This window comes from Neotabrizicola sp. VNH66, assembly GCF_049445895.1.
Lineage (GTDB): Bacteria > Pseudomonadota > Alphaproteobacteria > Rhodobacterales > Rhodobacteraceae > Pseudogemmobacter.
In genome coordinates this window covers 185,165-210,746 of the sequence record NZ_JBMSDW010000002.1, presented here as the reverse complement: position 1 = coordinate 210,746, position 25,582 = coordinate 185,165, and the positions used below count along the sequence as shown (strand labels likewise).

The following is a 25,582-nucleotide window of genomic DNA, read 5'->3' as shown; positions in this document are numbered from 1 at the left end:
TCGCCACTCTCTGGACAGCCCGTGTTTCAGCCCTTTGCCATCCCTTGCCATGCGGCGGCCTCTGCCACGGCAAAGCGGTGAAACATCCCCCCGCCAGACCCGTGCCGCAGCAACCGCCGGAGAGTGCCATGCCATCGCCCGTTCGTCCCGTCCTTACCGCCCTGCGCGGCCAGATCATTGCGGTGGGGTTATTGTCCGCCATCGTGAACCTGCTGATGCTGAACGGATCGTTCTACATGCTGCAGGTCTATGACCGGGTGATGGCCTCGCGCAGTCTGGCCACGCTGGCGGCGGTGACGGTGCTTCTGCTGTTCCTGTTCGGTGTGCAGGCCGGGGCCGATATCCTGCGCCAGAAACTTCTGGCGCTGACGGCGCGGGAGTTTTCCGCCCGGCTGCGCGGCCCGGCACATCGCGCGGGCCTTCGTCAGGCGGCCACCGGCCAGCATGGCCATCCCCTGCAGGATCTGGAACAGGTCCGCCTTTTCCTGTCCGGCTCCGGTCCGGGGGCGATCCTGGATCTGCCCTGGGTCGCGGCCTTTATGGCGCTGGCTATGGTCATCCATCCGGTGATCGGGCTCGCCACGCTTGCGGGCGCGGTGATGCTGGTCGGGCTGAGCGTTCTGGCCGAACGGCTGACCCGCAGGGCGGCGGCCGAGTCGGGGAAGATGCTCGCCCGCCAGAGGTTCCTGACCGAGGCCGAGCGTCCGCAGGCGGCGACCGCGCTGGCCATGGGCATCGGCCCGGCGCTGACCGCCCGGCATGACCGTCTGGCTGCCGGGGCGGCGGCCGCCGCCGAAGCCGCAGGGTCGCGAAATGCGGGTTTTGCCGCGGTGGCGCGGGTGCTGCGGATGGCGATCCAATCCCTGATGCTGGGCCTTGGCGCGCTTCTGGTCCTCCGTGGCGATCTGACGGCGGGGGCGATGATCGCCACCTCGATCCTGACCGGGCGGGCGCTGGCGCCTATTGACGGCGCCCTGCTGCACTGGCGCCCGGCGGCCGAGGCGCGGGCGGCGCTGCGCCGGCTTGATCAGGCGCTTGCCGCGCAGGACGAGGCCGGACTGGCGCTGCCCCTGCCGCGGGACAGCCTGTCCGTCAGCGCCCTTGCTGTCGGCGCCGGGGGGGCGCCGCTGCTGCGCGGCATCGGCTTTGCGCTGAAGGCCGGGGATGTTCTGGCCATCGTCGGCGCCTCGGGTGTGGGCAAATCCAGTCTGCTGCGCGTGCTGGCCGGGGTGGATGCACCGCTTGCGGGCGAGATCCGTCTTGACGGCACCCGGATGGACCAGTTCGCGCCTGACCGGCTGGGCGGCTCTGTCGGGTATGTGGCCCAGGTGCCCGGCATGTTCGAGGGCACGGTTGCCGAGAACATTGCCCGCATGGCGGAAACGCCCGATCCGCAGCAGGTGCTGCGCGCTGCCGAGGCGGCCGGAGTGCATGGGATGATCCAGCACCTGCCGCAGGGCTATGACACGCCGGCGGGCGATGCGACCCGCCCCCTGTCGGGCGGGCAGCGCCAGCGGATCGCGCTGGCCCGGGCGCTTTACGGTTCTCCCTTCCTGATCCTGCTGGACGAGGCCAATGCCCATCTGGATGCCGAGGGCGATGCCGGTTTTTCCCGCGCCGTCACGGCGGCGGCGGCCACGGGCGCCATTGTCATCATTGCCACGCACCGGATGGCCACCCTGTCCCTCGCCTCGCATGTGCTGGCTCTGGCCGATGGCGGGCAGACCGCCTTTGGCCCCCGGGCCGAGGTGATGCGGCCTCGCACCGAACTGCCCGCCGACCCCGCCCATCCGCTGCGCGCCAGCGCCTGAACCTTGCCCGATCCGGAGGCTGACATGACCGAAGAACTTCACACCATCCGCCGCAAGACTCGCCGCCTGATCTGGGCGGGCTTCGGCACCCTGGCCCTGCTGCTGGGCGGCACTGCGGGCTGGGCCACGCTGGCGCGCATCGACGGCGCCGTGATCGGGCAGGGCGCGCTGGTGGTCGAGGGGCAGCTCAAGGCCCTTCAGCACCCTGCGGGCGGCCGGATCGCAGAGATTCTGGTGTCCGAGGGCGATCTCGTCGCACAGGGGCAGATCCTGATCCGGCTGGACGCCACCCGGGTCCGGGCCGATTTGGCGGTGACGGATGCGCGGATCGGCGCCCTTCAACTGCGGATCGCGCGGCTGGAGGCGGAATTGGCCGGGCAGGACTGGCAGCCCGGTCCCGGGGCCGACGCCGCCGAGGAGGCCGCGCTGTTCCAGGCCCGGCGCGACCGGCAGGACGGGCTGCGCCGGCAGATCGGCGAACAGATCCGGCGGCTGGAGGAAAGCCGGCGCGGGCTGGAGGCCGACCATGCGGCACAGGCCGGGACGCTGGATCTTCTGCGCGCCGAACTGGCGGGACTGGAGACACTGGCCGCGAAAGGGCTGGTCACGGCGTCACGGCTTTACACCCTGCGGCGGGGCGTGGCGGATGCCGAAGGCGTGCTGGCGCAGATCGCGGCGCAGCTTGCCGCGCTGGAGGCCCAGATCGCCGAGGCCACGACCCGCCATGATCAGGTGGCCCGGGACGCCCGCAGCGAGGCCGCGGCCGGCCTGCGCGAGGCGCAGGCAACGCTGGCCGAGCTGACCGGGCGCCGCACTGCGCTTGTGGCCGAACTGGAGGCAACCGAAATCCGCGCGCCGGTCGCGGGCTATGTCCATCAGCTTGCCGTTCACACCGATGGCGGGGTGGTTGCCCCGGGCGCGGTGATGGCAAAGATCGTGCCGCAGGACGCCATTCTGGTTGCGGAACTGGTCATCCCCCCGTCCGAGATCGACCGCATCCATCCCGGTGCGCCGGTGCAGCTTCGGCTGCAGGCCGGGAACCAGCGGCTTGCCTCGGTGATCGAGGGGGAGGTGGCGGACCTTGGCCGGGATGCGGTGACGGACCCCGATACCGGGATCAGCCATTACCGCCTGCGTGCCCGTCTGCCCCAAGGCGCAGCCGAGGCTGCGGGTGTCACGCTGGTTGCGGGCATGCCGGTACAGGGCTTCGTCTCGACCGGCAGCCATTCACCCGCAGAATGGCTGCTTTCGCCGCTGACCGAGCAGATCGTCCATGCCTGGCGCGAGCGCTGACGGCAAAGGCGGGAAACACGGGCAGTGCAGACCTTTGCCACATGACAAGCGAAGGAGCATGAGATGTCATCACGACTGAATCTGCGGGGGCTTTTTATTGCCCGCATCGGCACCGAGGGGAACGATCTTCTGGGGCCCTCCTATGACCGGATCAACACGATTCACGGCATGGGGGGCGACGATACGATCACCGGCGGCAATCTGTCCGATTTCCTCTATGGCGGCACGGGCAATGACCGGATTTCGGCCGGGGGCGGGAACGATATCCTTCAGGGGGGCGCGGGCCGTGACACCATTCAGGCCGGTGCGGGCGATGACCTGATCTATGGCAGCGACAGCAGCGAAGGCGATCAGGTCGATGGCGGCACCGGATTCGACACGATCAGCTATGAAAACCGCAGCCGGGGGGTCGATATCAACCTTGGGGCGGGCTGGGCCAATGACATGACCGGCGGCCAGCTTCTGGACACGCTCATCAGCATCGAGAATGCGCGCGGCACGCAGAAGAACGACATGATCGTCGGAAGCGGCGCCAGCAACCGGCTGGAGGGGCTTGACGGTTATGACTACATTCTGGGCGGTGGCGGCAACGACTTCATCGACGGTGGCAATTTGGGCGATGTGCTTTATGGCGGCACGGGCGACGACACCATCCTTGGCGGCGCCGGCAATGACGAACTGGTCGGAGAAGAGGGCGCCGATCTGCTGGACGGCGGGTCAGGCATTGATACCGCCTTCTTCGGGGCGTCGGGCAGCGGGGTTCTGGTCAATCTGGAAACCGGGCGCGGCCATGGCGGCCATGCCGAGGGCGACCGTCTGATCGGGATCGAGAACCTGTCGGGCAGCAACATGGCGGATACGTTCTTCGGCAATGACGTGGCGAACGTGCTGAACGGCTGGGGCGGCAAGGACAGCCTGTACGGCCATGCGGGCAATGACACGCTGATCGGGGGCCTTGGGGCCGATACGATCGTCGGCGGTGCCGGAGCCGATGTGCTCTGGGGCGGTCAGACGACCGGCGCGGATCAGAGCCGCGATGTCTTTGCCTATCTGACTGTCAGCGACTCCCGGGCGCGGGAGTGGGACAGGATCATGGATTTCGATGCCCGCCATGATGTGATCGACCTGTCGGCCATCGACGCCAATCCCTACCGGACCGGGAACAACAGCTTTGCCTTCATCGGTGATGACGCGATCAGCGGCGTGGGGCAGGTCTCGGTCCGCCAGATTGGCGGGGACACCTGGGTCTATGTGAACACCGATGCCAATGTCCTGCCCGAGATGGCGATCCGGCTGGACGGGCTGCATGATCTGACGGCGGCAAACTTCATCCTCTGAGATCTGCCGCGGGATGACGGGGGCCGGGCCTTGCAGAAGGCCCGGCGCTTTCGTTTCTGCGCGCCCGAAGGCCGGCGCATATGGAAAGACCCCGGCAGCGCTCTGCCGGGGTCGTGAGGTCAGCCGCGCTGCGGGTCAGAGCAGGAAGTCCGTCGCCGCCAGCTCATGCACGCCGTTGATCTGCACGGCGAAATCGGCGCGACCGTCACCGTTCACATCCGCTTCGAGATAAGTCGTGTCCTGCGTGGTCCAATAGCGCAGCTCTCCCGCCCGGCCCGAAAAGGCATTGTCGGCGATGAAGCTGAAGGCCTGATCGCCCACCCGTGTGGTATTGGCGTCGATCTCGCGCAGGTCGATGATATCGCGCACGGCGCCGATCCGGGACGAGCGGTGGAAATCGGTGATGACATCCATGGCGTTCACCGTGGAATCGCTGATCGCGCGGAAGACAAAGCGGTCGCTGCCCCGTTCGCTGATATGGGGGTCGTCACCGGTCAGCACGTCTTGCCCCGCACCGCCGATGATCACGTCATTGCCCCGGCCCCCGATCAGCGTGTCGTGACCACCGGCGCCGATCAGTGTGTCGTCGCCGTTCAGCCCCTCCAGAAGGTTGGCCTGATTGTCACCGGTCAGGGAATCGGATTTGACGCTTCCGGTCACATCCTCGATGCCGGAAAAGGCATCGCCATCTGCATCTCCGCCCGAGGCCTGGCCTGTGGCCAAGTTGATGGTCACGCCGATGTCGGAATAGGTATATCCGATCTTGTCCCGTCCCGCTCCGCCGTAAAGCACATCAGCCCCTTGCGAACCGCTCAGGAAGTCGTCACCCGCACCCCCGATCAGCGTGTCGCGGCCCCAGCCGCCGAAAAGCGAGTCATTCCCCGCCCCGCCATCCAGATAGTCATTGCCGGTGGGATCTGAACCGTACGGGTTGTAATAGCCCTGATCGCCAGAGATCCGGTCGTTGCCTTCGCCGCCATAGAGGCTGTCATTGCCGCCCTCGCCGGTCATGTCATCGTCGCCCTTCAGGCCATAAAGGGCGTTGGCCCCGCCAGAGCCGCGGATGAAATCGTCCAAGTCGCTGCCGATGACATTCTCGACATTGCGGATCGTGTCGCGGACGGCGGACCCGGCGGTGGGCCGCGACTCGGCAAAGCCACCCAACAGATCAACCGTCACGCCGAACCCCGCCTGCGCATAGCTGACCGTGTCGATATCCGCGCCGCCGTCGATGGTATCGCCATCGCCAAGGGCGAAGATCAGGTCATTGCCGCTGCCGCCCAGAATGTTGTCCTGCCCTTTGCCGCCGGTGATGATGTCATTGCCGCCGGCGCCGTGGATCGTGTCATTCCCGGTCTCGCCATACAGATAGTCGTGTCCGGCGCCGCCATTCAGATAGTCGTTCCCGCCGCCGCCGCGCAGGTCGTCTGTGCCATTGCTGCCGGTCAGCGTATCGGCCCCGGCGGTGCCCAGAACGGGTGCGCCGGGCAGTGCGGGAAACAGGGTCAGGGTCTTTTTCAGTCGTGCCATGATCATGTCCTTTCGATTGTCATGTTCATGGCGCCTGTTTCAGGGCGGCCTGTTTCACAGCGATGCTGTCGCCGCCGTGCGAAGGGGCGGCCCCCGTTAAGGAGCCGCCCCAAAAGGCCTGCGTTACAGCCGGGCCGGGTGTCAGAGGATGAAATCGCTGGCGGTCAGATTGTGAAGGCCGGTCAGGCGGATGCCGAAATCCGCCACGCCATCGCCGGTCACGTCCGCCTCGACGATGGTGTCGCCGTTCGCATGGTAATAGCGCAGCTGCCCCCGCGTGTCGGTGAATGCGCCCGTGCCGATGAAGGCGAAGGCGTTGTTGCCGGCCCGGTAGGGATTGGCGTCGATCTCGCTGAGGTCGATCAGATCGCGCACCGTGTTGCCGGTGCCACCGTGGAAATCGGTGATCGTGTCCATTGCGGTCACGATGGAATCCGAAATCGCGCGGAAGACGAATCTGTCGGAACCCTTGCCGCTGATCAAAGGCTGGTCCCCGCTCAGGACATCCTGCCCGGCGCCGCCGACCAGCACGTCATTGCCCCACCCGCCGATCAGGGTGTCATGGCCGCCCGCGCCGAGCAGCGTGTCATTGCCTTCGCGACCGGAAAGCCGGTTGTCGTAAAGATCGCCGGTCAGAGCGTCGGCATAATTGCTGCCGTTGACATTCTCGATGCTGGAAAAGATGTCGCCTTCCGCATCCCCGCCCGAGGCGGTGCCGTTCCCGAGATTGATCTTCACCCCTCCGGTCGAGGCCTCGTAATCGATCGTGTCGCGGCCCGCTCCGCCATGAAGCTGGTCTGCGCCCTTGTCACCAGACAGAAGGTCGTCGCCCATGCCACCGAAAAGCGTGTCGCTGCCCCAGTTTCCGTACAGGCTGTCATTGCCGTTTCCGCCAGACAGGTAGTCGTCGAAACCGCCTGCAGAGGGACGATAGCCCATATAGGACAGGTCATCGCCATTAAGCTGGTCGTCGCCATCGCCGCCGTACAGGCTGTCATTGCCATCCAGACCGATGAGGATGTCATCGTACTTGGACCCGACCATGAGGTTGTTGTTATCGTTGCCGAAGTAGCGGCTCCGAGATACGGATTTTGTCATTTCTTTTTCCATTCATCCTGTGGAACGCCACCGCCCGAAGGGACGGTGGCGCATGGGTCAGCCGATCAGCCAGTCGGCCTGGGCCAGATCGCCATGGTGGCTGTCAAAGCCCGGCATCATCTCGCGCGGGGGTTCGGGCTGCGGGTTGAAGGCGCGGATCGTGCCGGCCGAGGCAGCGCCCGGCATCATCTCGCGCGGGGGCTCGGGCTGGGGGTTGAAGGCACGGATCGTGCCGGGGGTGATGAGAACCGGCGCCGCCAGATGGATCTTGGTCATGGAATGTCCTTTCAGGGTGACGGGCTGCCAAGGTCCGGCCGCCCATGCGCCGGATTTCGCGGCTGAGTGTTTCAGGCGTTGGCCGTCGTGCGGGGATGTTCCCGTTCGGACCGGCTGCCATGCGGCTGGCATGGCAGTGCGGGCAGTGCCCCTGCGGGCCCGGAACGGTGCGGCAGATAGGTGTTGGTAGAACTGTTCCGCAGTGCCGGGTGGTTTGCCGGCGATCCGGCCGCGGGAGGTGATTCACGTCGGCGGGTGAACCTGCGGTGCTAACGGCGGCCGCTTTTATCGGCGGGCGGCAGGTGCCGGGCGTCTGGGACGCCGCGCGGTTCTTTTTGAAAGCAATGGGTTACCCGAAGGACCCAAGGGGCCGGGACAAGATTTGATGCATGTGGCTGTGTATGAAAACACAAAAGGCTCAGGCGTTTCCGCCCAAGCCCTTGATCTGGATGGTGAGCCGTGAAGGATTCGAACCTTCGACAAGCTGATTAAGAGTCAGCTGCTCTACCAACTGAGCTAACGGCCCATCCGGGGGCGCCTCTAAACCCAACCGCAGACGGGCGCAAGGGGGAATCGTCACGCGCCTCTGGCGGGCGGGGCGAAGCGGGCGTATATCGGCGGGATGAGCAAGGATGCCCCCCCCTCCGGCCTGCCCTTCGTTAAGATGCATGGCGCAGGCAACGATTTCGTGGTGATCGACTCGCGTCTGCGGGCCGGGGCCGTGGTCTCGCCTGCGCTGGCGCGCGCACTGGGGGACCGCAACCGCGGTGTGGGTTTCGATCAGCTGGCCGAAATCCGGCCCGCCGAGGGCGCGGATTTCACGCTGGAGTTCTGGAACAGCGACGGCACACGGGCCGGGGCCTGCGGCAATGCCACGCGCTGCGTGTCCGATCTGGTGATGCGGGGTCTGGGCAAGAACGCCGTCACACTGCATACTGCGCGGGGCGAGTTGCACGCCATTCGCCGCGCGGACGGTCTGGTCAGCGTCAACATGGGCCAGCCGCAGCTGGACTGGCAGGCGGTGCCCTTGGCGCAGGAGGTAGACCTGCTGCACCTGCCCCTGCCGGGCGATCCGGTGGCGGTGGGCATGGGCAACCCGCATTGCGTGATCTTCGTCCCGGATGCCGAGGCCGCGGATGTGGCGGGTCTTGGCCCGCGCTATGAGACCGATCCCCTCTATCCGCAAAAGACCAACGTAGAATTCGCCAGCCTGAACGGGCCGGACCGCCTGCGCATGCGCGTGTGGGAGCGGGGGACGGGCATCACCTTGGCCTGCGGTTCGGGTGCCTGTGCCACGGCGGTGGCGGCGCATCTGCGCGGGCTGACCGGACGGCAGGTGACGCTGGACCTTGACGGCGGCGTGCTGGAGATCGACTGGCGCGAGGATGGCGTCTGGATGACCGGGCCGGTGGCGCGGGTGTTCGACGGTCAGCTGTCCGAAGCGTTTCTGGCGGCGCTGGGATGACCGCGCCCGTCTTTGCCACCCTCGGCTGCCGCCTGAACGCCTATGAGACCGAGGCGATGAAGGAACTTGCCGCCGCGGCGGGCGTGCAGGGGGCGGTGGTGGTCAACACCTGCGCCGTCACGGCCGAGGCGGTGCGCAAGGCCAAGCAGGAAATACGCCGCCTTGCACGGGAAAACCCGGGCGCGCCGGTCATCGTCACTGGCTGCGCGGCGCAGACCGAGCCCGAGACCTTTGCCCAGATGCCAGAGGTCACCCGCGTCGTCGGCAACCATGAAAAGATGCAGGCCGAGACGTGGAATGCGCTGCGCATTCCCGATCTGATCGGCACCACCGAGAAGGTGCAGGTCAACGACATCATGTCGGTGAAGGAAACCGCCGGTCATTTGATCGACGGCTTCGGCCGGGTGCGCGCCTATGTGCAGGTCCAGAACGGCTGTGACCACCGCTGCACCTTCTGTATCATCCCCTATGGCCGCGGCAATTCCCGGTCTGTCCCCGCGGGCGTGGTGATTGAACAGATCAAGCGGCTGGTCGACAAGGGCTTTCAGGAGGTGGTGCTGACCGGGGTCGACCTGACCTCATGGGGCGCCGACCTGCCCGGAGAGCCGCGTCTTGGCGATCTGGTCATGCGCATCCTGCGGCTGGTTCCCGATCTGCCGCGTCTGCGCATCAGTTCGATCGACTCGATCGAGGCGGATGAGAACCTGATGCAGGCCATCGCCACCGAACCCCGGCTGATGCCGCATCTCCACCTGTCCCTGCAGGCGGGCGATGACATGATACTGAAGCGGATGAAGCGCCGCCACCTGCGCGACGATGCGATCCGCTTCTGCGAAGACGCCCGCAAGCTGCGCCCGGATCTGGTCTATGGCGCCGACATCATTGCCGGTTTCCCGACCGAGACGGAGGCGATGTTCGAAAACTCGCTGCGGCTGGTTCAGGACTGCGGGCTGACCTTCCTGCATGTCTTTCCCTTCTCGCCCCGCAAGGGCACGCCCGCCGCGCGGATGCCGCAGTTGCAGGGGCCGGTGATCCGCGACCGCGCGGCGCGGCTGCGCGCGGCCGGAGAGGATGCGCTGGCCTGCCATCTGGCCGCGCAGCAGGGCGCCCTGCACCGGGTGCTGACCGAAACCCCGCGGATGGGCCGGACCGAGCAGTTTACCGAAGTGACCTTTGCCGAAGATCAGCCCGAAGGCGTGATCCTGACCGCCCGGATCACCGGGCAGGCGGCACCGCGCCTGACCGCAGTTCCTGCCTGAGCCGCTTGCGCGGCGCGGCGTGGCCCATTACCTCGGGGACAGCAGCCCGGAAGGACCCGTGATGACCGCAGCCCCGCTTGCCGATCTGGCCCATGCCCTGAAAGATGCCGCGCTGAAGGCGGGGGCCGATGCGGCCGACGCCATGGCGGTGCAGGGCACCTCTGTTTCCATCGACATCCGGCAGGGCAAGCTGGAACAGGCAGAACGCGCCGAAGGCACCGATCTGGGCCTGCGGGTCTTTGTCGGGCGGCGGCAGGCCTGCGTCTCGGCCTCGGACGGGTCGCCCGCCACGCTGCGGGCGCTGGCGGAACGCGCCGTGGCCATGGCGCGCGAGGCGCCTGAGGACAACAGCGCGGGTCTGGCCGAACCGGAGCAGCTGGCCCGCGCATGGGACCTTGCCGCGCTGGACCTTGCCGAGGATGCGGCGGAGCCGGGTGCTGCCGCGTTGGAAGAGGCAGCGCGCGCGCTGGAGGCGGCGGCCCTGTCCCGCGCGGGCGTGGTGCAGGCCGAGGCTTCGGCCGGCTATTCCCGCCGCGAGATCCATCTGGCGCAATCCAACGGCTTTGCCGGGGGCTATGGCCGCACCGGGCATTCGCGGTCTGTCGTGGCCTTCGTGGGTGAAGGCACCGGCATGCAGCGCGACCATGCCGGAGAGGGGCGTGCCCATGCGGGCGACCTGCCGGGTGCCGAAGGGATCGGGACGCTGGCCGCCGACCGGGCGCTGGCCCGTCTGGGTGCGGTGAAACCGCCGACCGGCACCTATCCCGTTCTTTATGACGAACGGATCGCCGCCTCGCTGATCGGCCACCTGCTGTCGGCCATCAACGGTGAATCGGTCGCGCGCGGGGCCAGCTGGGCGCGGGGACTGATGGGGCAGGCGGTGCTGCCCGCGGGCCTGTCGCTGACCGAAGACCCGTTGCGCCACCGCGGCCCCGCCTCGCGCCCCTTCGATGCCGAGGGGCTGCCCGCCCGCGCCAAGGCGCTTGTGGCGGATGGTGTGCTGCAAAGCTGGGTGCTGGATCTGGCCACCGGGCGCCGTCTGGGCCTGCCCTCCACCGGCAATGCGATGCGCGGGCCCTCGGCGCCGCCCTCGCCCGGGACGACCAACGTCGACCTGACCCAAGGCAGTGCCAGCCGTGAGGATCTTCTGGCGGGGATGGGGACGGGGCTTCTGGTCACCTCGCTGATCGGATCGACCATCAACCCGACGACCGGGGATTATTCCCGTGGCGCCTCGGGCTTCTGGGTGCAGAACGGGCAGATCTCGCACCCCGTCCATGAATGCACCATCGCAGGCAATCTGCGCGACATGCTGCTCCGCATCGTGCCCGCCAATGACGCCCGGCCGCATCTGTCCTTGCGGGTGCCCTCGCTTCTGGTGGACGGGATGACTCTTGCCGGGGCCTGATCCGCAACAGGACATGGCGCTTCTTCTGGCGGCGGCGCAGGCGGCGGGGCCGATTGCGCTGCGCTACTGGCGGCGCGATCCCAAGGCATGGGAAAAGGAGGCAGGCGCCGGTCCGGTGTCCGAGGCCGATCTGGCGGTGGATGCCGCGCTGAAAGACCATCTGCGCGCCGCCCGCCCGGACTATGGCTGGCTGTCCGAGGAAACGCCCGACGATCCCGCCCGGCTGTCTCATGACCGGGTATTCGTGGTGGACCCGATCGACGGCACCCGCGCCTTTCTGGCCGGGGAGGAGGCCTTTGCCCTGTCGCTGGCGGTGGCCGTGGCGGGCGTCGTGAAGGCCGCGGTGGTGCATCTGCCCGCCCGCGGCCTGACCTATGCCGCCCATGCGGGCGGTCCGGCCACCCGCAATGGTGCGGAAATCCACGCCAGCGCCCGCACCGACCTGCCCGGCGCCGATGTGCTGACCACCCGTGCGACGCTGGCGCCCGAGTTCTGGCCGCGGGGCGTGCCCGATCTGAAGCGCAGCTTCCGCGCCTCGCTGGCGTGGCGGCTGTGTCTGGCGGCCGAGGGCAAGCATGACGCGATGCTGACGCTGCGCGACACATGGGAATGGGACAGTGCCGCGGGCAGCCTGATCGCCGAACGCGCGGGGTGCCGGGTGACGGACCGCCACGGCGCGGCGCTGCGGTTCAACCAGCCGGTGCCGCAGGCGCCGGGGGTAATCGCGGCGCCGCCCGATTTGCATGCCGCTTTGCGGGCGCATCTGGCCTAACCGGGCAGGAAAGCCGCCATCACCCGCCGCACCCGGTCCTGCAGCGGCGGAATGCCCTGCGGATGGGACAGGAAGGCCTGAACCTCCATCGCCTCCCACCTTTGCCCCTCATCGCCGAAGCGGATGGCGGCCAGATCGCCGGGGGTCAGCCGTCCGACAAAGAACACCGCGCGCTGCCCCGGCGCATCCATCGCGGACACATCCAGCCGCAGTTCCAGCCGGGCGGGTGGCAGGATCAGGCCGAATTCCTCGTGCAATTCGCGCAACAGACAGGCTTCAGCCGTCTCCTCCCCTTCGCGCCCGCCGCCGGGCAGGTCCCAGCGGCCCGGCCAGCGCAGGCCGGGCGCGTCGTCGCGCAGATAGCACAGCAGGCGTGACCCGCAGAAGAATGCCGCCTTGGCCCCGCTGAACCAGCCGGGTTCAGGGGTGGTTGTCATTGATGTCGCGGTCCCAGACCTTGACCTGACCCGGACGCTTGCCCGACAGCCGCCGCAACCCGGCCCAGGCGATCAGCGACAGGACGGCGAAGATCAGCAGAAGAAGCGGCAACCCCGCGCCAATGCCCAGCCCAACCAGCACGCCGGTCAGCCCGGCGCCGACGGCAAAGCCCAGAAAGATGAAGCCGGGGGCGAAGATTTCGACCACGCCAAGGGCAAAGCCAAGGACGATCCACGCCCACCACAGCGTCCAGATCTGATCGGGCATCCGAAGGCCTCCTTACTTCGGGCGGAACATTTTGAAGGCGTCGCCAAAAGCCTCCAGCGCGGCGGCGGGCACAAGGATGGTCTGCTTGCCCGCGCCGGTGGCCACGGCTTCCAGCGCCTCGACCTGTTTCAGCGCCACCTGATATTGCACGGCGTCGATGCCGTTCTCCTTGATCGCGGCCGCGATCACGCTGGTGGCAAAGGCTTCGGCCTCGGCCGTCACGCGCTTGGCCTTGGCTTCCTGCTCAGCCTGATACAGCGCCGCATCGGCGGCCAGTTCGACCGCGCGCTTGCGCCCCTCGGCCTCGGTCACCTGCGCGCGGCGGGCGCGTTCGGCGTTCAGCTGCTGCAACATGGCGGATCGGGTGGCATCGTCCAGATTCACGTCCAGAATCTCGGCCCGCGTCACCTCGACCCCCCAGTCATCGACCATGGCGGCCACCTGCTCGCGCACCCTTTCGATCAGGGAGGAGCGGTTGGACTGCACCTGATCCAGTTCCAGCTTGCCGATTTCCGACCGGACGATCCCGGCCACGGTGGTGGCGATGGCGGCGTCGATGTCGCGGATCCGGTAGACGGTCTTTTCCGGTTCGGTCACGCGGTAGAACACGCTGGTTTCCACCTTCACCAGCACGTTGTCGGCAGTGATGGCATCCTGGCTGGCGTTCGGCAGCTGACGTTCCAGAACCGAGACCTTGTGGGCGATCCGGTCCAGGAAGGGCACGACGAAGTTGATGCCCGGCCCCAGCACCTTGGTCAGCCGGCCAAAGCGTTCGACCACATGCTTTTCGGACTGCGGCACGATCCGGACACCCAGAAAGATGCAAAGAATGATGAAGAGGGCAATCGCCAGATAGACGGCGTTCCAGCCCAGAAAATCCTGCGGGTTCATAACGGCGGCTCCTTCCCGGCGACGGGTGCGATATGGCGGTCAATCTGTCCTCTTCGGGCGTTTCCCGCAAGTCCGGATCACCGCCCCGCCTTCCCCCCGGCCGCGGGGCGGGATAATCTGGGGCCGCGATCCCACCTCCTCATGGCGCAAGGACAGACATGACCCAGCGACTTCACCTTGTCTTCGGAGGCGAGCTTGTCTCGCCCGACAAGACCCAGTTCAAGGACGTGAAAGACATCCATATCGTGGGCATGTTCCCCGATTACGCCAGCGCCCATGCCGCCTGGAAGGCCCAGGCGCAGCGCACCGTGGACAATGCCCATACCCGCTATTTCATCGCGCATATCCACCGGCTGCGCGATGAGGAGAAGGCCGCCTCGCCCACCGAGGAACTGGGCTGATCCCATGGTCGTCTCGCTGGGGCGGACACTTTACAACCTTGGCCACCGGCCGGTGCCGGCCGCCGGGGGGAACCGTCCGCCCCGACCCTCCGGCCCTTTGGTGTGGCTGCATGTGGCCGAGGCGTCGGTGACGTCACCCATGCTGGAACTGGCCCGCCGCCTGCAGCAGGAGGACGGGGTGGTGGTGCTTGTCACCTGCCAGGACCGGCTGGAGGCGCCGCCGGGCATCCTGACCGATCCGCCGCCCGCCGATACGATGCCGGAGGTGCGGGCCTTTCTGGACCACTGGAAACCCGCGGCGGCGGTGTTTTCCGGCGGAGAGCTGCGGCCTGTGCTGTTGCAGGAGGTGGTTGCCCGGCGCCTGCCCCGGATGATGGTCGAGGCGCGGGCCCCCTATCTGACCCGCGGGCGGGATGGCTGGTTTCCCGGGCTGATCCGCAGCGCGCTTCTGGCCTTCCCCGAGGTTCTGGCGATTGACGAACCCGCGGCGCGGGCCTTCCGCAAGGCGGGTGCCCCGCTTGTCACAATCGGTGGCCGGATGGAGGAACGTTCGGTCGTACTGCCCTGCGTCGAGGCCGAGCGCGAGTCGCTTGCGCGCCTGACGGCGGCGCGGCCGATCTGGTTCGCCGCCGCCGTGCCGGAGCCGGAAGAGCGCGCCGTGGTGCAGGCGCACCGCACCGCCATGACGCTGGCGCATCGTCTGTTGCTGATCCTTGCCCCGCAACAGCCGGCCCGGGCCGAACCCCTTGCCGCCGCGCTGGAGGCGGAGGGCTGGGTCGTGGCCCTCCGCTCGGCCGAACAGGAGCCGGATGCGGAGACCGAGATTTTCGTTGTAGGAGACCCGGCAGAGCTGGGCCTGTGGTATCGGCTGGCGCCCATCACCTTTCTGGGCGGATCGCTGGCCGGGACAGGCGCGCTGCGCAGCCCGCTGGAACCTGCGGCGCTTGGCTCCGCCATCCTGCACGGACCGCGGCCGGGCGCCTTTGGTCCCGGGCTTGGCCGTCTGGGCGCGGCGCGCGGCGCGCGGGCCGTGGCCTCACCCTCGGACCTGAGCGAGGCTTTGGGCGATCTGCTGTCGCCCGACCGCGCGGCCCGGCTGGCGCAGGCGGCCTGGACCGTCGCCTCGGACGGGGCCGAGGTGACCGACGGTGTGCTGGCCCGCATCCGCGCCATTCTGGACGGAGACCGCTGATGCGCCCGCCTGCCTTCTGGTTCACCCCGCCGGGTCTTGCGGCACGGCTGTTGTCACCCTTGGGCGCGATCTATGCTGCCGGAACCGCCCGGCGGCTGCGGCAGGGCGGTGGCTACCGGGCAAAGGTGCCGGTTATCTGCGTCGGCAATCTGAACGCGGGCGGCGTGGGCAAGACGCCCACCGTCATGGCGCTGATCCAGCATCTGGCCGCGCGCGGGCATCGGGTGGCCGTGGTCAGCCGCGGCTATGGCGGCACGACCCGGGGGCCGCTGCAGGTGGACCCCACCCGTCATTTCGCGGCCGAGGTCGGGGATGAGCCGCTGATCCTTGCCCCCTTCGCGCCGGTCTTCGTGGCGCGCGACCGCGCTGCGGGCGTCCGCGCCGCGGAAGGGCAGGGTGCGCAGGTCATCCTGCTGGACGACGGGTTCCAGAACCCTGCGGTGGTGAAGGACCTGTCCCTGGTGGTGGCGGATGCGGGGCAGGGCTTCGGCAACGGGCTGTGCCTGCCCGCCGGACCGCTGCGCGAGCCGGTGGCCACAGGGCTGGCCCGCGCCGATGCGGTGCTGTCCATCGGCCCCGCGGCGGCGCAGACGGCGTTCCGGGCGCGATGGGGCACGGCGCTTGGCAGGCTGCCGCATCTGACGGGGGAGCTGAAGCCGCTGCAGATGGGGATGGACTGGGCGGGAGAGCGGGTGCTGGCCTTCGCGGGCATCGGCAACCCCGAGAAGTTCTTCGCGACCCTGCGCGCCGAGGGGGCCGAGGTCGTCCGGGCCGAGGCGCTGGATGATCACCAGCCGCTGTCCCCCACCCTGATGGCCCGGATGGAGGCAGAGGCCTTTGCCCTTGGCGCGCAGCTGGTGACCACGGAAAAAGACGCGGCGCGCCTGCCCGCGGCCTTCCGGTCGCGGGTGTTGACGCTGGTCGTCCGGCTGGAGATGGACGATTGGGCACCGCTGGACGCGCTGCTCTCGGCGCGGGGGCTTTAGGTCCTCAGGCCCGGCGGCCCACCACGGCCACGCCCAGAACCTCCAGCACCTTGGCCTCGATCTGGGCGGCATCCATTCCGGCGATGCGATACATCGCTTCGGGGCTGGCCTGATCGATGAAAGTGTCAGGCAGCACCATGCTGCGGAATTTCAGCCCGCGGTCGAAAACCGCCTCATCGGCCAGAAGCTGCGCCACATGGCTGCCGAAGCCGCCGACGGCGCCCTCTTCCACGGTGATCAGCGCCTCATGATGGCGGGTCAGGTTCAGGATCAGGTCGCGGTCCAGCGGTTTGGCGAAACGGGCATCGGCCACCGTGGGCGCCAGCCCCCGGGCGGCCAGTGCTTCCGCGGCCCTCAGCACCTCGGTCAGACGGGTGCCGAAGGACAGGATCGCCACCCGCGCGCCTTCGCGCAGCACACGGCCGCGCCCGATGTCCAGCGGCACGCCGCGGGCGGGCATCTCAACCCCCGCGCCTTCGCCCCGCGGATAGCGGAACGCAATCGGCCCGTCGTCATGCGCGGCCGCGGTGGCCACCATGTGGCGCAGCTCCGCCTCATCGGCGGCAGCCATCACCACCATGCCCGGCAGGTTGGCCATGAAAGCCACGTCGAAAGACCCGGCATGGGTGGCGCCATCAGCCCCGACGAGCCCCGCCCGGTCGATGGCAAACCGCACCGGCAGGCGCTGGATCGCCACATCATGCACCACCTGATCGTAGCCCCGTTGCAGGAAGGTGGAATAGATCGCGCAGAAGGGTTTCATCCCGCCCGCCGCCAGCCCTGCGCTGAAGGTCACGCCATGCTGTTCGGCAATGCCTACATCGAAGGTGCGGCGCGGAAACCGCTTGCCGAACAGATCCAGCCCGGTGCCATCCGGCATGGCGGCGGTGACGGCCACGATCTTCTCGTCCCGCTCCGCCTCTTGGATCAGGCTTTCGGCAAAGACCTTGGTATAGCTCGGTGCGTTGGACGGGGTCTTCTTCTGTTCGCCCGTCACCACGTCGAACTTGGCGCGCGCATGGCCCCGGTCGGGCGAATTCTCGGCGGGCGCATAGCCCTTGCCCTTCTTGGTCAGCACATGGATCAGCACCGGCCCCGCCGCCCGCGCCTTGGCCGTGCGCAGCACGGGCAAGAGCGCGTCCAGATCGTGGCCGTCAATCGGGCCGATGTAGCTGAAGCCCAGTTCCTCGAACAATGTGCCGCCGATGGCCATGCCCTTCAGCATTTCCTTGGCGCGCTTGGCCCCTTCCTGCAACGGCCCCGGCAGCAGCGAGACAAAGCCCTTCGCCACCTCTTTCAGGTCCTGCATCGGCGCCTCGGCATAAAGCCGCGACAGATAGGCCGACAGCGCCCCCACCGGCGGGGCGATGGACATTTCATTGTCGTTCAGGATCACGAACAGCCGCCGCTTCAGTGCGCCCGCGTTGTTCATCGCCTCGAACGCCATGCCCGCGGACATGCTGCCGTCGCCGATCACCGCGATGGCATCGCCCGGATCGCCGCCCAGATCGGCCGCACAGGCAAAGCCAAGCGCCGCCGAGATCGAGGTGGACGAATGCGCCGCACCGAACGGGTCATAGGGGCTTTCGGACCGCTTGGTGAAGCCCGACAGCCCCCCCTCCATCCGCAGGCTGCGGATGCGGTCGCGCCGCCCGGTCAGGATCTTGTGCGGATAGCACTGGTGGCCCACGTCCCAGATCAGCTTGTCCCGCGGCGTGTCGAAGACGGCATGCAACGCGACGGTCAGTTCCACCACGCCCAGACCCGCGCCCAGATGGCCGCCGGTGACGGAGACCGCCGAAATCGTCTCGGCCCGCAATTCCGCAGCCAGCTGGTGCAGTTCGCGGTCGGACAGGGCCTTCAGGTCCGAAGGAAAATGCACCCGGTCCAGAACAGGGGTGGCAGGGCGGTCGGCGGGCGTGTCGGCCATATCCGGGCCTCCTCTCAGGCTTGCCGCGAAATAGTGAAACGCGCTGCGTCAATCAAGCTGGCCGCCGCCCCAGCATAGGGCGAAAGCGCGGATTCGGCTTCGGAAATCAGTGCGGCGGCGCGGGACTTCGCCCCCTCCAGCCCCAGAAGCGAAACGAAGGTGGCCTTTCCGGCCGCGGCATCCTTGCCCACCCGCTTTCCGGTGGCGGCGGTGTCCCCTTCGACATCCAGCACATCGTCCCAGATCTGGAAGGCCAGACCCAGGGCATCGGCATAGCTCCGCAGCGGTGCGGGGTCGGCCCCCGCGATCAGCGCGCCCGCCTCGGCCGAAAACCGGATCAGCGCGCCGGTCTTTCCGGCCTGAAGCGCCGTGATCTGATCCAGTGTCAGCGGCGCGGCCGCGGTTTCTGCGGCGATGTCCAAAGCCTGGCCCAGCACCATGCCCCGCGCACCGGAGGCCCGCGCCAGACCGGCCACCAGCGCCAGCCGCGCCTCGCCCAGAACCGGATCGGTCAGCAGTTCAAAGGCCAGCGTCTGCAAGGCATCGCCCGCCAGAACGGCGGTTGCCTCATCCCATTTGCGGTGCACCGTGGGCTGGCCCCGGCGCAGGTCGTCGTCATCCATGCAGGGCAGGTCGTCATGCACAAGGCTATAGGCATGCAGCGCCTCGACCGCGGCGGCCGCGGGCAGCGCCCGGTCGCCCGCCCCCAGCATCCGCGCGCCTTCCATCACCAGAAAGCCGCGCAATCCCTTGCCGCCGCGCAGGGCATAGCGCATGGCATGGACCACCTGCTGATCGGGATAGTCTGCCAGCACCGCCTCCAGATGCGCCGCGATCTGCGCCGCATCCTCTGCCAGACGCGCCGGAAAGGTCACAGCCCCTCCGCCGGTGCCGTCCCTGTGGCGCGGCCCTCGGCGGCGCGGATCAGTTCCACCTTGGCCTCGGCGTCGGCCAGTTTTTTTGCGCAGTGCTTCTTGAGCTCCGCGCCTCGTTCATACAGCGCAATGGATTGCTCCAGAGGAACCTCGCCCCGTTCCAGCTGCGTCACCACGCCTTCCAGCGCGGTCATCGCCTCTTCAAAGCTCATCTCGGGCACGGGTTTGTCGGTCATGGTCAAGCCTCAGTCTGAACGGGCGGCCATTTCGCCCACATATGCCGCGACCGAGGCCGCCAGCGCGTCCAGATCATAACCGCCTTCCAGAGTCGAGACCACCCGCCCGCCCGAGACTTCCCACAATCGGGCGGCCAACCAGCGGAAATCCTCCGCCTCCCACTCCAACCCTGCGAGGGGATCCGCCTCATGCGCGTCAAATCCGGCGGAAACGATCAGGAGATCCGGCTTCCAATCCGCCACCGCGGGCAGGATCATCTGTTCATAGCCGCGGCGCATCGCGGCCCCGTCGCTGCCTCCGCGCAGCGGCAGGTTCAGGATCTGGCCATGGGCGCCCCGCTCATCCGCGCCGCCGGTGCCCGGATAAAGCGGCATCTGGTGAGAGGAGGCAAAGAGGCATCGCCCCTCGTCCCAGAGCAGGTCTTGCGTGCCATTGCCGTGATGCACGTCGAAATCGACAATCGCCACCCGCGTCAGACCGTGATGGTCCAGCGCCCGTTTCGCCGCAATGGCCGCCGTGCCGAGGAGGCAAAAGCCCATGGCCTTCGCTGTCTCGGCATGGTGGCCCGGCGGGCGCCCGGCGACAAAGGCCGCGCCGCCCCCGGTCACCACCGCATCCACCGCCGCGCAGGCCCCGCCCACGGCCCGTAAGGCCGCCTCCAGCGATCCGGGGGCAAGGAAGGTGTCGCCGTCCAGCTGCGCCCAACCCGTCGCAGGCACCGCCGCCGCCACCCGGTCCAGATAGCCCGCGGGATGGCAGCGCAGCACCTCCTCCCGCGGGGCCGGCGGGCAGGCCCGGCGGTCCAGCACCAACCCGGAAAGACCTGCCGCCACCGCCTGCAGCCGCTCCACCCGTTCAGGGTGTCCCGGCGGGGTCACATGGCCGTCAAACGCGGGGTCTTCAAAAACAAGCACGAACCGGCCCCATTCATCTGTTCATAAATATCCCACGGGGGTCCGGGGGTGTGAAACCCCCGGCGGCGTCTACACTCAGTCCGGCGCCAGCATATAGCCCTCGCCCCGCACGGTTTGCAGATAGCGCGGGGTCTTCGGGTCATCCTCGATCTTGCGGCGCAGGCGGGTGATCTGCACATCCACCGCCCGCTCCTGCGCCTCTTCCTCGCGGCCCAGATCGACGACCAGCCGTTCGCGGCTGATCGCCTCGCCCGGATGGGCGGCGAACAGCCGCATCAGCGCGGCCTCGGTCGCGGTCAGCCGCACAGGTTCGTCCCCGCGCCACAGCTCGCCCCGGTCCATGTCATAGCGCACCGCGCCCATATGCATGACCTTGGGCGCCGCTTCGGCCGCGCGCTGCTGCGGCATCCGGCGCAGGATCGCGCCCACCCGCAGCAAAAGCTCCTTCGGCTCGAACGGCTTGACCAGATAATCATCGGCCCCGGCCTCCAGCCCCTCGATCCGGTTGGCGGCCTCGCCCTTGGCCGTCAGGAGGAGGATCGGCGTCGTCATCCGCGACCGCAAGGCGCGGGTCAGGCTGATGCCGTCTTCGCCCGGCATCATCACATCAAGGACGATCAGGTCGAATTCCAGCCCGGCGAGCAGGCGGCGCGCCTGTGCGGCATCCTTGGCCACGGTGACCATATAACCGGAGCGAACGAGGAACTTCTGCAGAAGTCCCCGGATCCGTTCGTCATCATCGACCACCAGGAGATGCGCGTCTGCCCCGCCCTGCCCGTTGCCCTGTATCAGTGCCGTCATGAACCGCCCTCCTTCAGGCGGTTGTAATGGGCGCGCAGCTCGGGGTCCATCATCGCTTCCAACACCTGACGAAAGCCCGACACCGCGGCAGGCCCCGCGGAGCGATAGGCCGCGCGCATCCGCGCCCTTTGCGCATCGGACAACTGCCGTTCCAGCGCATCGCCCTTCTGGGTCAGGAACAGGTGGCGTTCGCGCGCATCCTGCCGCCCTTTCTCGCTGCGGACGAGGCCATCATCGATCAGCGTACGCAGCACCCGGTTCAGGCTTTGCTTCGTCACGCCCAGAATGGACAAAAGGTTCGAGACCGTCGTTCCCGGGCTCCGGTGGATGAAATGCAGCGCGCGGTGATGGGCACGGCCATATTCCATCGTCTCCAGAATCCGGTCCGGATCGGCGGTAAACCCCCGATAGGCAAAGAACATTGCCTCGATACCTTTCCGCAGCTGCTCATCCGTCAGGAAAAGCAGGCTCTCTCCGCCCGGTCCCTCGGCCATGGCCCGCCTCCTTTTTTGGCGGAATTTATGTCAGCCTTGTTGACTTTCCAAGTCATAAAGCGTAGCGAGTCTCCGGTTTCGCGCAAGATTTTGTCCGAAGTGGACCTATCTGGCGCAACTTTTGCAAAATGGAGGCCGGGAAAATGGCGGCATATGACGATCGTGACGGTTGGATCTGGATGGACGGCAAGCTGGTCCCGTGGAAGGACGCGAATGTCCATATCCTGACCCATGCCCTGCATTATGCGTCGTCGGTCTTCGAGGGCGAGCGCTGCTATAACGGCAAGATCTTCAAGGGCGTGGAGCATTCCATGCGCCTGCGCAAATCGGCCGAGCTGCTGGATATGGAGATCCCCTATTCCGTGCAGGAGATCGAGGCCGCCAAATACGAGATGCTGAAGGCCAACGGCTGGACCGATGCCTATGTGCGCGCCATCGCCTTCCGCGGCGCGGGCGACGAGATGGGCGTCTCGGCCATGGGCAATCCGGTCCGTCTGGCCATCGCGGGCTGGGAATGGGGCGCCTATTACGGCGATGCCAAGATGAAGGGCGCCAAGCTCGACATCTCCAAATGGCGCCGTCCGGACCCGGCCACCATCCCCTCGGCGGCCAAGGCCGCGGGCCTTTACATGATCTGCACCATGTCCAAGCACGCGGCGCAGGCCAAGGGCTGCTCGGACGCGCTGATGATGGATTACCGCGGCTATGTGGCCGAGGCGACCGGCGCGAACATCTTCTTCGTCAAGGATGGCGAAGTGCACACGCCGCTGCCCGATTGCTTCCTGAACGGCATCACCCGGCAGACCGTGGTGGGCATGCTGAAGGAAAAGGGCATCACCGTGCATGAACGCCACATCATGCCGACCGAGCTGGCCGATTTCGAACAGTGCTGGCTGACCGGCACCGCGGCCGAGGTCACCCCGGTGGGCCAGATCGGCGGCTTCACCTTCGAAGTGGGCGCCCTGACCCGCGACATCGCCGAAAGCTATGAGCGGCTGGTGCGGGCCTGATCCTGCGCAGATGAGACAGGAAAGGCCCCGGAGCGATCCGGGGCCTTTTGCCTTACAGCGACAGCCGCAGATGCGGCTCTCCGTCCGAGGTCGTGTCGAAGGACCGGCCAGACGGCCCCACCACTTTGCGGATGCGTTTGCGGAAGTTCGAAAAGCTGTCGAAGGTGACCACATCGACGGGCTGGTCCAGATCCAGTTCCACCTCATAGCGCCCTTCGGACAATTCCCGCACCCCGATCACCTCGGCAAGGAAGGGCTGTTTCAGATAGCGGCCTTCGACGATCTGGCCTAGGGCCACCGGGCAATGCGGCCGGTTGCCGGCAAGGGCGTGAAAGGTGTTCCAGTCGCGGCAGCCATGGGCGCGGGCCACCAGTTCCAGTGCCTCGGCATGGGTGATGTCGCGGCCATCGGCGGCCAGTGCCGCGCGCAAGGCCTTGGCCTGCGCCTTTGCGGCGTCGAGTGAGGGGAGTGCCCCGGTCATCCTGCGTCTCCTGTCAGGGCGCCGGGAACGTTCAATGGGGCCTGCATTGCCATTGCACCCGGCGCGACATGGAGTCTGCGGAACGCGTCTTTCCCGGTTTCACCGTGGCATATGCCTGCAGGCGGCAGGGACCGGGCCCCTGCCGCCGCGATAGGCGCATCCGGCGGGCCTGTCAATCAGGCCAGTTCGGTCACCACGTCGATATTGCCCTTGGTCGCGTTCGAATAGGGGCAGATGAAATGGCCGCGTTCCACGATCTTTTCCGCGACAGCGCGTTCCAGTCCGGGCAGGCTGACCACCAGCTTGACCTTGATGCCAAAGCCGCCGTCAGACCGGGGACCGATGCCGACATGCGCGTTCACCGTGGCATTGTCCGGCACGGTGCCCAGCTTTTCCGACTGGGCGGCAAAGCGCATCGCGCCCATGTAGCAGGCCGCATAGCCCACAGCGAAAAGCTCTTCGGGATTGTGCCCGGCGCCGGAACCGCCCAGTTCCTTGGGGCTTGTCATGGTGATGGTCAGCTTGCCGTCCACCAGTTTCGACAGACCGTTGCGGCCGCCACCGGTTGCCTGCGCCTCGGTCCAGTATTTCGCATCGACGGACATGTCATCCTCCTATCGTATCCGATTTGATCGTAAGCGATCTATATTCACCGAATCGTCGATTGTCAATCGCTTGCGCTCATATCGTATGCGATCTATATCACCCTCATGACCCTTTCTCCCGCCGATATGCTGTGCTTTGCGCTGTATTCCACCGCCCATGCGGTCCAGTCGGCCTATGTGCCGCTGCTGGAGCCGTTGGGGCTGACCTATCCGCAATATCTGGTGCTGTCGGCGCTGGCCGCCAAGGATGGCCAGACGGTGGGAGAGATCGGCGCCGCGGTCCGGCTGGAGACGAACACCCTGACGCCGCTTCTTAAGCGGATGGAGGCGGCGGGCTGGCTGACCCGGCGGCGCGATCCGCAGGATGAACGGCAGGTGCGGCTGACCCTGACCGCGGCCGGTCAGGCGCTGGCCGGGCAGACGCAGGCCGTGCCCGCGGCCTTTGCCGCCCGCACCGGCCTGCCGATGGACCAGATCGCGGACCTGCGCGATGTCCTGAATACGCTGCGCGACCGGCTGAAACCGGGCAAGGCCGCGGTGCCGGCTCAGGGCGCGCAGGACTAGACGGCGAGGGTCACGGCGCGCCCTTCGGCATCGGGTTCTGCGCCTTGTTGTACGGCTTCCAGTCGGTGATGTCGGGGTAGAACTGCCGCCGCCACGCCCGGACCCGCGGGTTCATGAACCGCCGCCACACGGGCGGCACCATGGCCGCGACGGTCATCACCGGATAGCCATAGGGTAGCTGCGGCGCCTCGTCCGCGTCATAGTTCTGCAGCAGCGGAAAGCGGCGGTCGGGCTTGTAATGGTGGTCGGAATGGCGCTGCAGGTTGATCAGCAGCCAGTTGGTCGCCTTGTGCGCCGCATTCCATGAATGGCGGGGCAGGGCGTGTTCATAGCGACCCTCGCCCAGATGGCGGCGGGTCAGCCCGTAGTGCTCGACATAATTCACCAGTTCCAGCTGCCATGTCGCCACCGCGGCCTGCCCCACGAACAAGGCCAGCCCCTGCCAGCCGCCAAGCGCGGCGGCCAGCGCCAGAAAACCGGCCTGCAAGGCCCAATACCGCCAGTAGGGGTTGCTGCGGTGCCACCAGGGCAGGCCCTTGCGCGCCAGCATCGCCTTTTCCGCCCGGAAGGCCGACCGTCGCGTCTCGCGCACCACGCGCGGAAAGAAGCGGTGAAAGCCCTCGTTATACCGCGCCGTCACCGCATCCCGCGGCGTGCCGACATAAAGGTGATGCACCTTCAGATGTTCGGTGCGGAAATGGGAATAGAGGACCGAGGCCAGCAGAAGATCGCCCAGCCAGCGTTCGATCTTCGGCTTCTGGTGCATCAGCTCATGGCTGTAGTTGATGCCAATGGTGCCGGTCATCACCCCAATGCCGAAGGTCATGCCGATGGTCTCCCACGGGCCCAGATCGCTGCGCGGCACATACCACAGGAAGATGCAGAGAAGCGTGAACTGCACCGGGAACCACAGCATCGTCAGGATGCGGTAGAGATAGAGATCGCCCTCGTCAGTGCCCGGATCGGCATTTTCGGTGTTCAGCCCCAGCAGGGCGTCCAGCGCAGAAAACAGCCCCCAGCAATAGGCGGGCAGCAAAAGTACCCAAGGTCCGCCCCATGCCATGCCCAGAAGGGCCGCAGGAACCGTGCCAAGGGATAACCAGAACGGCAGGGCTTGCGAGGGGCTGGCCACCTTGTCCGCGGGAAGAAGCGTCATGTCAGCCTCCGTTTGGTACGATCCTAGCGCCCCGGCCGCGGAAAGATCAACGCGGCGAAACGCCCGCGCTCACGCGGTTGCGCGTTGCAG

At 67.4% G+C, this 25,582-nt stretch carries 27 protein-coding genes and 1 tRNA gene; 12 read left to right on the top strand and 16 right to left on the bottom strand.

Annotation, left to right across the window (positions count from 1 at the left end; all coding sequences use genetic code 11):
- Positions 1-128 precede the first annotated feature (128 nt).
- The 3 genes from ACO2Q5_RS03550 to ACO2Q5_RS03540 all read left to right on the top strand — a co-directional run bounded on the left by ACO2Q5_RS03550 (position 129) and on the right by ACO2Q5_RS03540 (position 4,442).
- The gene (locus tag ACO2Q5_RS03550; protein WP_423288226.1) at positions 129-1,811 is read left to right on the top strand and encodes a type I secretion system permease/ATPase; all 1,683 of its coding nucleotides are present in this window, start codon (positions 129-131) and stop codon (positions 1,809-1,811) included.
- Between the two features lie 24 nt (positions 1,812-1,835).
- Complete coding sequence (locus tag ACO2Q5_RS03545) at positions 1,836-3,104, top strand: HlyD family type I secretion periplasmic adaptor subunit (RefSeq protein WP_423288225.1); 1,269 nt, start codon at positions 1,836-1,838, stop codon at positions 3,102-3,104.
- 63 nt (positions 3,105-3,167) lie between these two features.
- Positions 3,168-4,442 (top strand): calcium-binding protein, encoded by a 1,275-nt coding sequence (locus tag ACO2Q5_RS03540; protein WP_423288223.1) that lies wholly within the window; start codon positions 3,168-3,170, stop codon positions 4,440-4,442.
- Between the two features lie 135 nt (positions 4,443-4,577).
- Here the strand turns inward: ACO2Q5_RS03540 and ACO2Q5_RS03535 are convergent, their stop codons facing one another.
- From ACO2Q5_RS03535 to ACO2Q5_RS03520, 4 genes are all read right to left on the bottom strand, one after another.
- Entirely contained in the window at positions 4,578-5,972 is a 1,395-nt protein-coding gene (locus ACO2Q5_RS03535) for a calcium-binding protein (protein WP_423288221.1), read from the bottom strand.
- A 141-nt stretch (positions 5,973-6,113) separates the two neighbouring features.
- Entirely contained in the window at positions 6,114-7,070 is a 957-nt protein-coding gene (locus tag ACO2Q5_RS03530) for a M10 family metallopeptidase C-terminal domain-containing protein (RefSeq protein WP_423288219.1), read from the bottom strand.
- Between the two features lie 57 nt (positions 7,071-7,127).
- Positions 7,128-7,346 (bottom strand): hypothetical protein, encoded by a 219-nt coding sequence (locus ACO2Q5_RS03525; protein WP_423288217.1) that lies wholly within the window; start codon positions 7,344-7,346, stop codon positions 7,128-7,130.
- A 450-nt stretch (positions 7,347-7,796) separates the two neighbouring features.
- Positions 7,797-7,872: transfer RNA gene (locus ACO2Q5_RS03520), tRNA-Lys, on the bottom strand.
- A 96-nt stretch (positions 7,873-7,968) separates the two neighbouring features.
- Between ACO2Q5_RS03520 and dapF the strand changes: the two genes are divergently transcribed.
- The 4 genes from dapF to ACO2Q5_RS03500 all read left to right on the top strand — a co-directional run bounded on the left by dapF (position 7,969) and on the right by ACO2Q5_RS03500 (position 12,250).
- Positions 7,969-8,811, top strand: a complete 843-nt coding sequence (gene dapF, locus ACO2Q5_RS03515; RefSeq protein ID WP_423288215.1) for a diaminopimelate epimerase — start codon at positions 7,969-7,971, stop codon at positions 8,809-8,811.
- Complete coding sequence (mtaB, locus tag ACO2Q5_RS03510) at positions 8,808-10,070, top strand: tRNA (N(6)-L-threonylcarbamoyladenosine(37)-C(2))-methylthiotransferase MtaB (protein WP_423288213.1); 1,263 nt, start codon at positions 8,808-8,810, stop codon at positions 10,068-10,070. Before dapF ends, mtaB begins: the two co-directional genes overlap by 4 nt.
- 61 nt (positions 10,071-10,131) lie before the next feature.
- Positions 10,132-11,478, top strand: coding sequence for a TldD/PmbA family protein (locus ACO2Q5_RS03505; RefSeq protein WP_423288211.1), 1,347 nt, complete (start codon positions 10,132-10,134; stop codon positions 11,476-11,478).
- A gap of 13 nt (positions 11,479-11,491) precedes the next feature.
- Positions 11,492-12,250: a 3'(2'),5'-bisphosphate nucleotidase CysQ gene (locus ACO2Q5_RS03500; RefSeq protein WP_423288209.1), complete on the top strand. Its 759-nt coding sequence runs from the start codon at positions 11,492-11,494 to the stop codon at positions 12,248-12,250.
- Here ACO2Q5_RS03500 and ACO2Q5_RS03495 read toward each other — a convergent pair.
- Genes ACO2Q5_RS03495 through ACO2Q5_RS03485 form a run of 3 tightly spaced genes read right to left on the bottom strand, consistent with a single transcriptional unit; the run spans position 12,247 to position 13,846 of the window.
- Complete coding sequence (locus ACO2Q5_RS03495; protein WP_423288207.1) at positions 12,247-12,687, bottom strand: NUDIX hydrolase; 441 nt, start codon at positions 12,685-12,687, stop codon at positions 12,247-12,249. The two genes, ACO2Q5_RS03500 and ACO2Q5_RS03495, sit on opposite strands and share 4 nt — an antisense overlap.
- Positions 12,671-12,955, bottom strand: coding sequence for an NfeD family protein (locus ACO2Q5_RS03490; protein WP_423288205.1), 285 nt, complete (start codon positions 12,953-12,955; stop codon positions 12,671-12,673). The genes ACO2Q5_RS03495 and ACO2Q5_RS03490 overlap by 17 nt, the downstream gene beginning before the upstream one ends.
- Before the next feature lie 12 nt (positions 12,956-12,967).
- Entirely contained in the window at positions 12,968-13,846 is an 879-nt protein-coding gene (locus ACO2Q5_RS03485) for an SPFH domain-containing protein (RefSeq protein WP_423288203.1), read from the bottom strand.
- A 158-nt stretch (positions 13,847-14,004) separates the two neighbouring features.
- Here ACO2Q5_RS03485 and ACO2Q5_RS03480 point away from each other — a divergent pair, with 158 nt between their 5' ends.
- Genes ACO2Q5_RS03480 through lpxK form a run of 3 tightly spaced genes read left to right on the top strand, consistent with a single transcriptional unit; the run spans position 14,005 to position 16,425 of the window.
- The gene (locus tag ACO2Q5_RS03480; protein ID WP_423288201.1) at positions 14,005-14,247 is read left to right on the top strand and encodes a DUF4170 domain-containing protein; all 243 of its coding nucleotides are present in this window, start codon (positions 14,005-14,007) and stop codon (positions 14,245-14,247) included.
- 4 nt (positions 14,248-14,251) lie between these two features.
- Entirely contained in the window at positions 14,252-15,439 is a 1,188-nt protein-coding gene (locus ACO2Q5_RS03475; protein ID WP_423288199.1) for a 3-deoxy-D-manno-octulosonic acid transferase, read from the top strand.
- Positions 15,439-16,425 (top strand): tetraacyldisaccharide 4'-kinase, encoded by a 987-nt coding sequence (gene lpxK / locus ACO2Q5_RS03470; protein WP_423288198.1) that lies wholly within the window; start codon positions 15,439-15,441, stop codon positions 16,423-16,425. The genes ACO2Q5_RS03475 and lpxK overlap by 1 nt, the downstream gene beginning before the upstream one ends.
- Before the next feature lie 4 nt (positions 16,426-16,429).
- On the opposite strand, the gene dxs is transcribed toward lpxK, so the two are convergent.
- The 6 genes from dxs to ACO2Q5_RS03440 form a co-directional block, all read right to left on the bottom strand.
- On the bottom strand, positions 16,430-18,355 hold the full coding sequence (dxs, locus tag ACO2Q5_RS03465) for a 1-deoxy-D-xylulose-5-phosphate synthase (protein WP_423288197.1): 1,926 nt from the start codon (positions 18,353-18,355) through the stop codon (positions 16,430-16,432).
- 14 nt (positions 18,356-18,369) lie between these two features.
- Positions 18,370-19,230 carry a polyprenyl synthetase family protein gene (locus tag ACO2Q5_RS03460; protein WP_423288196.1) on the bottom strand — a complete coding sequence of 287 codons (861 nt, stop codon included), beginning with the start codon at positions 19,228-19,230 and terminating at the stop codon, positions 18,370-18,372.
- Positions 19,227-19,466, bottom strand: a complete 240-nt coding sequence (locus ACO2Q5_RS03455) for an exodeoxyribonuclease VII small subunit (RefSeq protein WP_423288195.1) — start codon at positions 19,464-19,466, stop codon at positions 19,227-19,229. Before ACO2Q5_RS03455 ends, ACO2Q5_RS03460 begins: the two co-directional genes overlap by 4 nt.
- 9 nt (positions 19,467-19,475) lie before the next feature.
- Positions 19,476-20,381 (bottom strand): histone deacetylase family protein, encoded by a 906-nt coding sequence (locus ACO2Q5_RS03450; RefSeq protein WP_423288194.1) that lies wholly within the window; start codon positions 20,379-20,381, stop codon positions 19,476-19,478.
- A gap of 75 nt (positions 20,382-20,456) precedes the next feature.
- Entirely contained in the window at positions 20,457-21,182 is a 726-nt protein-coding gene (locus ACO2Q5_RS03445) for a response regulator (protein ID WP_423288193.1), read from the bottom strand.
- The gene (locus tag ACO2Q5_RS03440) at positions 21,179-21,676 is read right to left on the bottom strand and encodes a MarR family winged helix-turn-helix transcriptional regulator (RefSeq protein ID WP_423288192.1); all 498 of its coding nucleotides are present in this window, start codon (positions 21,674-21,676) and stop codon (positions 21,179-21,181) included. Before ACO2Q5_RS03440 ends, ACO2Q5_RS03445 begins: the two co-directional genes overlap by 4 nt.
- Positions 21,677-21,819: 143 nt before the next feature.
- Here ACO2Q5_RS03440 and ACO2Q5_RS03435 point away from each other — a divergent pair, with 143 nt between their 5' ends.
- Entirely contained in the window at positions 21,820-22,686 is an 867-nt protein-coding gene (locus ACO2Q5_RS03435; RefSeq protein WP_423288191.1) for a branched-chain amino acid aminotransferase, read from the top strand.
- Between the two features lie 52 nt (positions 22,687-22,738).
- Here ACO2Q5_RS03435 and ACO2Q5_RS03430 read toward each other — a convergent pair whose 3' ends face one another.
- Both ACO2Q5_RS03430 and ACO2Q5_RS03425 read right to left on the bottom strand, forming a co-directional pair.
- Positions 22,739-23,167 (bottom strand): glyoxalase superfamily protein, encoded by a 429-nt coding sequence (locus ACO2Q5_RS03430; protein ID WP_423288190.1) that lies wholly within the window; start codon positions 23,165-23,167, stop codon positions 22,739-22,741.
- A 176-nt stretch (positions 23,168-23,343) separates the two neighbouring features.
- On the bottom strand, positions 23,344-23,772 hold the full coding sequence (locus ACO2Q5_RS03425) for an organic hydroperoxide resistance protein (RefSeq protein WP_423288189.1): 429 nt from the start codon (positions 23,770-23,772) through the stop codon (positions 23,344-23,346).
- Positions 23,773-23,877: 105 nt separating this feature from the next.
- Here ACO2Q5_RS03425 and ACO2Q5_RS03420 point away from each other — a divergent pair, with 105 nt between their 5' ends.
- Positions 23,878-24,336 carry a MarR family winged helix-turn-helix transcriptional regulator gene (locus ACO2Q5_RS03420; protein ID WP_423288188.1) on the top strand — a complete coding sequence of 153 codons (459 nt, stop codon included), beginning with the start codon at positions 23,878-23,880 and terminating at the stop codon, positions 24,334-24,336.
- A gap of 10 nt (positions 24,337-24,346) precedes the next feature.
- On the opposite strand, the gene ACO2Q5_RS03415 is transcribed toward ACO2Q5_RS03420, so the two are convergent.
- Positions 24,347-25,492 carry an alkane 1-monooxygenase gene (locus ACO2Q5_RS03415; RefSeq protein ID WP_423288187.1) on the bottom strand — a complete coding sequence of 382 codons (1,146 nt, stop codon included), beginning with the start codon at positions 25,490-25,492 and terminating at the stop codon, positions 24,347-24,349.
- Positions 25,493-25,582 lie beyond the last annotated feature (90 nt).

Coding starts and splice junctions, on each gene's coding strand:
- ACO2Q5_RS03530 (WP_423288219.1), bottom strand. CDS start 7,070: ATGACAAAATCCGTATCTCGGAGCCGCTACTTCGGCAACGATAACAAC.
- ACO2Q5_RS03550 (WP_423288226.1), top strand. CDS start 129: ATGCCATCGCCCGTTCGTCCCGTCCTTACCGCCCTGCGCGGCCAGATC.
- ACO2Q5_RS03500 (WP_423288209.1), top strand. CDS start 11,492: ATGGCGCTTCTTCTGGCGGCGGCGCAGGCGGCGGGGCCGATTGCGCTG.
- ACO2Q5_RS03430 (WP_423288190.1), bottom strand. CDS start 23,167: ATGACCGGGGCACTCCCCTCACTCGACGCCGCAAAGGCGCAGGCCAAG.
- ACO2Q5_RS03425 (WP_423288189.1), bottom strand. CDS start 23,772: ATGTCCGTCGATGCGAAATACTGGACCGAGGCGCAGGCAACCGGTGGC.
- ACO2Q5_RS03485 (WP_423288203.1), bottom strand. CDS start 13,846: ATGAACCCGCAGGATTTTCTGGGCTGGAACGCCGTCTATCTGGCGATT.
- ACO2Q5_RS03435 (WP_423288191.1), top strand. CDS start 21,820: ATGGCGGCATATGACGATCGTGACGGTTGGATCTGGATGGACGGCAAG.
- ACO2Q5_RS03490 (WP_423288205.1), bottom strand. CDS start 12,955: ATGCCCGATCAGATCTGGACGCTGTGGTGGGCGTGGATCGTCCTTGGC.
- ACO2Q5_RS03540 (WP_423288223.1), top strand. CDS start 3,168: ATGTCATCACGACTGAATCTGCGGGGGCTTTTTATTGCCCGCATCGGC.
- ACO2Q5_RS03535 (WP_423288221.1), bottom strand. CDS start 5,972: ATGGCACGACTGAAAAAGACCCTGACCCTGTTTCCCGCACTGCCCGGC.
- ACO2Q5_RS03455 (WP_423288195.1), bottom strand. CDS start 19,466: ATGACCGACAAACCCGTGCCCGAGATGAGCTTTGAAGAGGCGATGACC.
- lpxK (WP_423288198.1), top strand. CDS start 15,439: ATGCGCCCGCCTGCCTTCTGGTTCACCCCGCCGGGTCTTGCGGCACGG.
- dapF (WP_423288215.1), top strand. CDS start 7,969: ATGAGCAAGGATGCCCCCCCCTCCGGCCTGCCCTTCGTTAAGATGCAT.
- ACO2Q5_RS03545 (WP_423288225.1), top strand. CDS start 1,836: ATGACCGAAGAACTTCACACCATCCGCCGCAAGACTCGCCGCCTGATC.
- ACO2Q5_RS03475 (WP_423288199.1), top strand. CDS start 14,252: ATGGTCGTCTCGCTGGGGCGGACACTTTACAACCTTGGCCACCGGCCG.
- dxs (WP_423288197.1), bottom strand. CDS start 18,355: ATGGCCGACACGCCCGCCGACCGCCCTGCCACCCCTGTTCTGGACCGG.
- ACO2Q5_RS03505 (WP_423288211.1), top strand. CDS start 10,132: ATGACCGCAGCCCCGCTTGCCGATCTGGCCCATGCCCTGAAAGATGCC.
- ACO2Q5_RS03440 (WP_423288192.1), bottom strand. CDS start 21,676: ATGGCCGAGGGACCGGGCGGAGAGAGCCTGCTTTTCCTGACGGATGAG.
- ACO2Q5_RS03480 (WP_423288201.1), top strand. CDS start 14,005: ATGACCCAGCGACTTCACCTTGTCTTCGGAGGCGAGCTTGTCTCGCCC.
- ACO2Q5_RS03445 (WP_423288193.1), bottom strand. CDS start 21,182: ATGACGGCACTGATACAGGGCAACGGGCAGGGCGGGGCAGACGCGCAT.
- ACO2Q5_RS03495 (WP_423288207.1), bottom strand. CDS start 12,687: ATGACAACCACCCCTGAACCCGGCTGGTTCAGCGGGGCCAAGGCGGCA.
- ACO2Q5_RS03415 (WP_423288187.1), bottom strand. CDS start 25,492: ATGACGCTTCTTCCCGCGGACAAGGTGGCCAGCCCCTCGCAAGCCCTG.
- ACO2Q5_RS03525 (WP_423288217.1), bottom strand. CDS start 7,346: ATGACCAAGATCCATCTGGCGGCGCCGGTTCTCATCACCCCCGGCACG.
- mtaB (WP_423288213.1), top strand. CDS start 8,808: ATGACCGCGCCCGTCTTTGCCACCCTCGGCTGCCGCCTGAACGCCTAT.
- ACO2Q5_RS03420 (WP_423288188.1), top strand. CDS start 23,878: ATGACCCTTTCTCCCGCCGATATGCTGTGCTTTGCGCTGTATTCCACC.